The following is a 6,689-nucleotide window of genomic DNA, read 5'->3' on the forward strand; positions in this document are numbered from 1 at the left end:
CTCCGGTCAGGTCCAGCACGGTCGATTCCAGCCCGGCGGGCGCTGCGCCGTCGGGCTGGAATCGACCGTGCTGGACCTGACCGGAGAGCAGCCGGTGCTGCTGCGTCCCGGCGGGGTGACGATCGAGGAGCTGACCGCCCTCTTGGGCCCCATCGCGGTGCCGGAGAAGGATCCGGACCGCCCGGCCTCGCCCGGGCAGCTGGCCAGCCACTACGCGCCGCGGGCGCAGGTGCGGCTGAACGCCGGGGCGATCGGGCCGGACGAGGTGCTGCTGACCTTCGGCCCGGACCTGCGCAGCGGCCCGAAGGTGATGAATCTCAGCGACAAGGGCGACCTGGCCGAGGCCGCCGCCAACCTGTTCGCGATGCTGCGAGCGCTGGACAAGACCGGCGTGGGCACCATCGCCGTGGTGCCGATCCCGGAGACCGGTCTGGGTGCCGCGATCAACGACCGGCTGCGCCGCGCCGCGGCCCCGCGCCCCTGGGGAGCCACCGATGATTGACGCCGCGCTGCTGGAGGCCCTGACGGCCATCGCCGGGCCGCAGGGCGTGCTGCACGAAGCGGCGGACCTGGCGCCGTACCTGAAGGAATGGCGCGGCAAGTACCGCAGCACCGCCGGCCTCGTGGTGCGGCCGGGATCGACCGCCGAGGTCGCGGCCATCGTCAAGCTGTGCGCCGAGCGCGGCATCGGCGTGGTGCCGCAGGGCGGCAACACCGGCCTGTGCGGCGGCGCCGTGGCCGAGGCCGGGCAGATCCTGCTGTCCACCGACCGGCTGACCCGGATCCGCGAGGTCGATGCCGAGGGCGACCACATGACGGTCGAGGCCGGCGTGATCCTGGCCCAGGTGCAGGCGGCGGCGGAGGCGGCCGACCGGCTGTTCCCCCTGAGCCTGGGGGCCGAGGGCAGTTGCCGGATCGGCGGGAACCTGTCGACCAATGCCGGCGGCACCGCCGTGTTGCGCTACGGCAACGCCCGCGACCTGGTGCTGGGGCTGGAGGTGGTGCTGCCCGACGGGCAGGTCTGGGACGGGCTACGCGCCTTGCGCAAGGACAACACCGGCTACGATCTGAAGCAGATCTTCATCGGTGCCGAAGGCACGCTGGGCATCATCACCGCCGCCGTGCTGAAGCTGTTCCCGCGGCCGCGCAGCGTGGCGGCGGCGCTGGTCGGGGTGCCGGACCCGGCCGCCGCGGTGGCCCTGTTCGGCCGCGCCCGGGCCGAGGCCGGCGGGTCGGTCACCGGGGTCGAGCTGATGCCCCGCCTGGCCATCGACTTCGCCCTGCGCCATGTCGCAGGCGTGGTCGACCCGATGGCGGAGCCGCACCCCTGGTATGTGCTGCTGGAGCTGTCCTCCCCCGCCGCCGATGCGCCGCTGGCGGAACGGCTGGAGGCGATCCTGGCTCATGGGCTGGAGCCCGGGCTGGTGATCGACGCCGCGATCGCGGCGAGCGAGGCCCAGCGCAGATCGTTCTGGCACATCCGCGAGGCCATCGTCGAAGGCCAGCGCTTCGAGGGCGGGGCGATCAAGCACGACATCGCCGTGCCGGTGGCCAAGGTGCCGGAGTTCCTGGAGCGGGCGACGGCGCTGTCCGAGGCCATGGTGCCGGGCGTGCGGGTGGTGGGCTTCGGCCATCTCGGCGACGGCAACATCCATTTCAACCTGAACCAGCCGGTGGGCGCCGACCGCGAGGCCTTCATGGCGCGGTGGGAGGAGGTCGCCCACCGGGTGCACGACATCGTCGCCGACCTCGACGGGTCGATCAGCGCCGAGCATGGCGTCGGCCTCTTGAAGCGCGACGAGATCGCCGAGCGGAAATCCGCGGTCGAGATCGAGCTGATGCGTCGGATCAAGCGGGCGATCGACCCGGCCGGGATCATGAATCCGGGCAAGGTGGTGCGGGCCTAGGCGACTTTCGGCTTCCACTCCATTTTGTTGTCATCCTCGGGCTTGACCCGAGGATCCAGGGGCGGCCAGAGCGGCTCTCGATGGCCTCTGGATTGCCGGGTCAAGCCTGGCAATGACAAATAGAAGGAGAGCGTGGCGACGATATTCCCGTGCTCTGTCGAATCCGGATCCGCGCCGGCGACCATATGCGTCAACCCGTGGAGGACCTCCCGATGGACGCAAAGACCCTCATCCCCGCGGCCGAGCTGGCCCGCGCCAACCCGGTCCGCATCCCGAACGAAAGCCCCGAATACCGCGCCGCCCGCACCGCGCTGTTGGCCGAGGAGATCGAGCTGCGGCGCCGGATCGAGAGCGTCGCCGCGCAGCGCCGCGCCCTGCCGCCCGGCGGGCCGGCGACCGGCGACTACCGCTTCGAGGGGCCGGACGGCCCGACCGGCCTGGCCGGGCTGTTCGGCGACAAACCGACCCTGGTGGTCTACAGCTACATGTTCGGGCCGCAGCGCGAGCGCCCCTGCCCGATGTGCACCAACCTGCTGGACGCCTGGGACAGCAACGCCGCCGATATCGGCCAGCGCGCCGCCCTGGCCGTGGTCGCGCGCTCGCCCTTCGCCCGTCTCGCCGCGTGGAAGCGCGAGCGCGGCTGGCGCGACCTGCCCCTCTACAGCGATCTCGACGGCACCTATTCGCGGGACTACCTCGCGATCGGACCGGACGGCTCGGACCTGCCGGCGCTGCACGTCTTCACCCGGCGCGACGGCACCATCCGGCACTTCTGGGCCGAGGAGATGACCGGCGAAACCGCCGATCCGGGCCAGGACCCGCGCGGCGCCCTGGACCCGTCGCCGCTGTGGATGGTGCTGGACTGCACCCCGGAAGGCCGGGGAACCGACTGGTACCCGAAGCTGAGCTACGACTGAAAGGACCGGCCGGGAGCGTCACGGCTCCCGGCCGCTCCCACCTCACCAGCGGCCGCGGTGGCCGCCCCAGCCGCCATGGCCCCAGCCGCCGCGGCGGTAGTAGTGGTGATGGCCGCCATCGTCATCGGCCAGGGCGGCGCCGAGGGCGATGCCGCCGACCGCCAGCAGGCCCGCCGCCACCGCGGTGTTGGTGTCCTGCTGCTGCCGCTCGGCCTGCGCCTGGTAGGACAGCGGGCCGACCTGATCGCAGGCATAGGGATCGCCATAGGAGCAGCGCTGCGAGGCATAGTTCAGCTGCGTCTCGCTCGGCGTCGGCCCGCAGGCCGCCAGGGCGACCAGAAGTCCAACGATACCAACCCGCGAGATGCGAGATCCCAACGAACCGGCAACCATATTCATCTCCAGCCGACCAGACTTCGTTCGATCGGCACGCCGTTTTCCAATTGAGGCAATTCCATGGCAACTTCACGGCGAACCCTGGAACTACCCGCAGGGCGGCGGCATGACTTCACGAATCCGGCGCCCCTTCCGCAGCAATACACGGACGAGGCCGATCACTCCGTCGCTCGACTTGGCAAGGCGGCAAAAAGAATCCGGGACGATTGAGCGCAGCCGGCGTCAGAGGATGGCGCCGGCCACCTGCCGCTCGACGAAATCGGCGAAGGCCCGGGCCTTGGCGCTGGCCTGCCTGCCGGTGGGGAATACCGCCCACAGCCCGACCGGCGGCAGCTGCCAGTCCTCGAGGACGGAGACGACCGCGCCGGACGCCAGCTCCGCCCCGAACATCCATTCCGAGGCGATGGCCAGGCCCAGCCCGGCCAGCACGCTTTCCCGCACCCCCTCGGCGGCGCTGATGCGCAGGCGCCCGCCGACGACGAGGGGGACCTGGGCATCGCCCCGGCGGAAGGTCCAGGCGGCGCCACTGCTGCCGCCGCGCGGCTCGTGAATCACGACCTGGTGCGACAGCAGGTCGACCGGCACCCGCGGCACGCCCTGCGCCGCGACATAGCCGGGCGTGCCCAGCACCAGCCGGCGGCACTCCCCGATTTTGCGTGCGGCCAAGCCCGAATCCGGCAGCTGGCCCATGCGCAGCGCCACGTCGATGCCCTCCTCGATCAGGTCGATCGGGCGGTCGTCCAGCACGATGTCGATGTCCAGCGCCGGATGGGCCGCCAGGAAGGCGCCGAGGCGCGGAACGACCATCAGCCGGGTGAAGGTCACCGGCGCGCCGACGCGCAGCCGGCCCGACAGCGCCGCCGCCGCACCGCGGGCCGCATGCTCGGCCTCCTCCACCTCCTGCAGCGACCGCTTGGCGCGTTCGTAGAAGCTGCGCCCCGCCTCGGTCGGGGTCAGGCCGCGGGTCGAACGCAGCAGCAGCCGCACGCCCAGCCGCGCCTCCAACTGGGCGATGATCTTGGAGATGGCGGGCTGGCCGACCCGCATCTGCCTGGCGGCGCCGGAGAAGGAGCCGGCGTCGACGACGCGGATGAAGGCCTCCATCGCGGCCAGACGGTCCATGTTCGGCTCCGGCATTCATTCCAGGATGGAATGAATCATATCGCGACCACGCGGCTATCTCCAGCAGTCGGGAATAGATGATCTTCGGGCGTCCCATCCATCCACCGCCCCGTCACCCGCGGCGCGGACCTTCCCAGGAGGACGCGATGTCCCTGCAAGCCAAGCTCGACGCGTTCAAGGCGGATTTCGAGACCGGCAAGCCGCCCTACAACGTGCCCCCGTCGGTGATCGAGACCATGCACCGCGCCACGGCGGAGCTGGTCGCCTCCGGTGCCGCCGACCGCGCCCTGAAGGCCGGCGACAAGGCCCCGTCCTTCGCGCTGAAGGACTCCGACGGCAGCGTGGTGAACTCGGTGGCGCTGCTGGCCCGGGGGCCGCTGATCATCAGCTTCTACCGCGGCGTCTGGTGCCCCTACTGCAACATGGAGCTGCAGGCGCTGGAGGCGGCCCGCCCGGAGTTCGAGCGGCTGGGCGCCGCGCTGGTCGCGATCTCGCCGCAGACCGCACCGAACAGCCGCAAATCGGCGCGCCAGAACGGGCTGAGCTTCCCGATCCTGTCCGATCCCAAGGGCGAGGTCGCCGCCGCCTTCGGCCTGCGCTTCCGCCTGCCGGACTATCTGGTCGAGCTGTACAGGAACCTGAAGAACGACCTGCCGACCTTCAACGACGACCCGAGCTGGACCCTGCCGATGCCGGGCCGCTACCTGATCGGCCAGGACGGCACGATCCTCACTGCCGACGTCAACCCCGACTACACCATCCGGCCCGAGCCCGAGGCGCTGCTGCCGGCCTTGCGCCTGGCCGCCTCCCGCAGCGCGGCCTGAGGGCGGAGATGGTCATGACCCAGCCCGAGCAATTCGATATCCTGATCCTGGGCAGCGGCCAGGGCGGCAAGCTGCTGGCCTGGCACCTGGCCCGGTCCGGCCGGCGCGTCGCGGTGGTGGAGCGCCGCTGGGTCGGCGGCTCCTGCCCCGCCGTCGCCTGCCTGCCGAGCAAGAACGAGCTGTGGAGCGCGAAGGTGGCGCATCTGGCCGGTGCGGCCGGACACTTCGGCACGGTCACCGGTCCGGTGGCGGTCGACATGGCCAAGGTGCGGCAGCGCAAGCGCGACATGGTCGAGCGCGAGGCCGCCTTCCACCTCAAGGCCTATCGCGACAGCGGCGCCGAGCTGATCATGGGCAGCGGCCGCTTCACCGCACCGAAGACGATCGAGGTGGCGCTGAACGACGGCGGCACCCGGCTGCTGGCCGGCGGCCAGATCTTCATCAATGTCGGGTCGCATGCGGCGATCCCGGATGTCCCCGGCCTCGCCGAAGCCCGGCCGATGACGCATATCGAGGTGCTGGAGCTGGACACGCTGCCGGCGCATCTGATCGTGCTGGGCGGCGGCTATGTCGGAGTCGAGATGGCCCAGGCCTATCGCCGCTTCGGCAGCCGGGTCACGGTGATCGAGCCCGGGCCGCAGCTGCTGGGCCGCGAGGACCCGGACGTCTCGGCCGAGATGCGGCGGATCCTGGAGGGCGAGGGCATCGACGTCCTGCTGGGCGCCCAGCCCATCGCCGCGCAGGGCCGGTCAGGCCAGGCGGTCGGCATCACCCTGCGCACGGCGTCGGGCGAGCGGCGTGTCGAGGGCAGCGACCTGCTGGTGGCGACCGGCCGCATCCCCAACACCGCCGGCATCGGGCTGGAGCTGGCGGGGGTCGAGCTGGACGGCCGCGGCTTCATCCGCGTCAACGACCGGCTTGAGACCACGGCGCCGGGGGTCTGGGCACTGGGCGAAGGCGCCGGCAGCCCGCAATTCACCCATGTCTCGGTCGACGATTTCCGGATCATCCGCGACAACCTGGCCGGCGGGAACCGCAGCACGACGGACCGGCTGATCCCCTATGTCGTGTTCACCGATCCGCCGCTGGCCCGGGTGGGCCTGAGCGAAAGCGAGGTGAAGCGCCAGGGCATTTCGGCCCGGGTGGCGCGGCTGCCGATGGCCGCGGTGCTGCGCACCGAGGCGACCGACGAGACCCAGGGCTTCCTGAAGGCGCTGGTCGACGATGACGACCGCATCCTGGGCTTCACCATGATCGGCGCCGAGGCCGGGGAGGTGATGGCCGCGGTGCAGACGGCGATGCTGGCCGGCCTGCCCTTCCCGAAGCTGCGCGACGCCGTGATCGCCCACCTGACCTTCGCTGAGGGGCTGGGGCCGCTGTTCGGCAACGTCCCGGCGCGCTGATCCCTGCAAATGGCGACGGCCGGCGCACCCTCGGGCGCGCCGGCCGTTCTCGTCGCCTGGTGCCGGCTACAGCGCCCGGCGCGGGGCCAAACGCAGCCGGGCCATGGCCGGGGCCGGCAT

7 protein-coding genes are annotated in these 6,689 nt (G+C 71.6%); 5 read left to right on the forward strand and 2 right to left on the reverse strand.

Annotated features, from left to right (window positions below):
- From P409_RS22360 to P409_RS22370, 3 genes are all read left to right on the forward strand, one after another.
- The coding region (locus P409_RS22360; protein WP_274519173.1) for a Sua5 family C-terminal domain-containing protein at positions 1 to 502 on the forward strand (502 nt) is incomplete at its 5' end.
- Positions 495 to 1,907 carry an FAD-binding oxidoreductase gene (locus tag P409_RS22365; RefSeq protein WP_034843867.1) on the forward strand — a complete coding sequence of 471 codons (1,413 nt, stop codon included), beginning with the start codon at positions 495 to 497 and terminating at the stop codon, positions 1,905 to 1,907. The genes P409_RS22360 and P409_RS22365, both read left to right, overlap by 8 nt.
- 212 nt (positions 1,908 to 2,119) lie before the next feature.
- Positions 2,120 to 2,824 (forward strand): DUF899 family protein, encoded by a 705-nt coding sequence (locus P409_RS22370; protein ID WP_034843868.1) that lies wholly within the window; start codon positions 2,120 to 2,122, stop codon positions 2,822 to 2,824.
- A 42-nt stretch (positions 2,825 to 2,866) separates the two neighbouring features.
- On the opposite strand, the gene P409_RS22375 is transcribed toward P409_RS22370, so the two are convergent.
- Positions 2,867 to 3,217, reverse strand: coding sequence for a hypothetical protein (locus P409_RS22375; protein ID WP_152613487.1), 351 nt, complete (start codon positions 3,215 to 3,217; stop codon positions 2,867 to 2,869).
- Positions 3,218 to 3,442: 225 nt separating this feature from the next.
- Positions 3,443 to 4,342, reverse strand: a complete 900-nt coding sequence (locus tag P409_RS22380) for a LysR family transcriptional regulator (protein WP_034843875.1) — start codon at positions 4,340 to 4,342, stop codon at positions 3,443 to 3,445.
- A gap of 146 nt (positions 4,343 to 4,488) precedes the next feature.
- On the opposite strand from P409_RS22380, the gene P409_RS22385 reads away from it, so the two are divergent.
- A complete protein-coding gene (locus P409_RS22385) occupies positions 4,489 to 5,166 on the forward strand; it encodes a peroxiredoxin-like family protein (protein WP_034843872.1) in 678 nt (225 codons plus the stop codon).
- A 14-nt stretch (positions 5,167 to 5,180) separates the two neighbouring features.
- Positions 5,181 to 6,569: an FAD-dependent oxidoreductase gene (locus tag P409_RS22390; protein WP_034843877.1), complete on the forward strand. Its 1,389-nt coding sequence runs from the start codon at positions 5,181 to 5,183 to the stop codon at positions 6,567 to 6,569.
- Positions 6,570 to 6,689: the final 120 nt, after the last annotated feature.

The organism is Inquilinus limosus MP06 (assembly GCF_000767795.1).
GTDB lineage: Bacteria > Pseudomonadota > Alphaproteobacteria > DSM-16000 > Inquilinaceae > Inquilinus > Inquilinus limosus_E.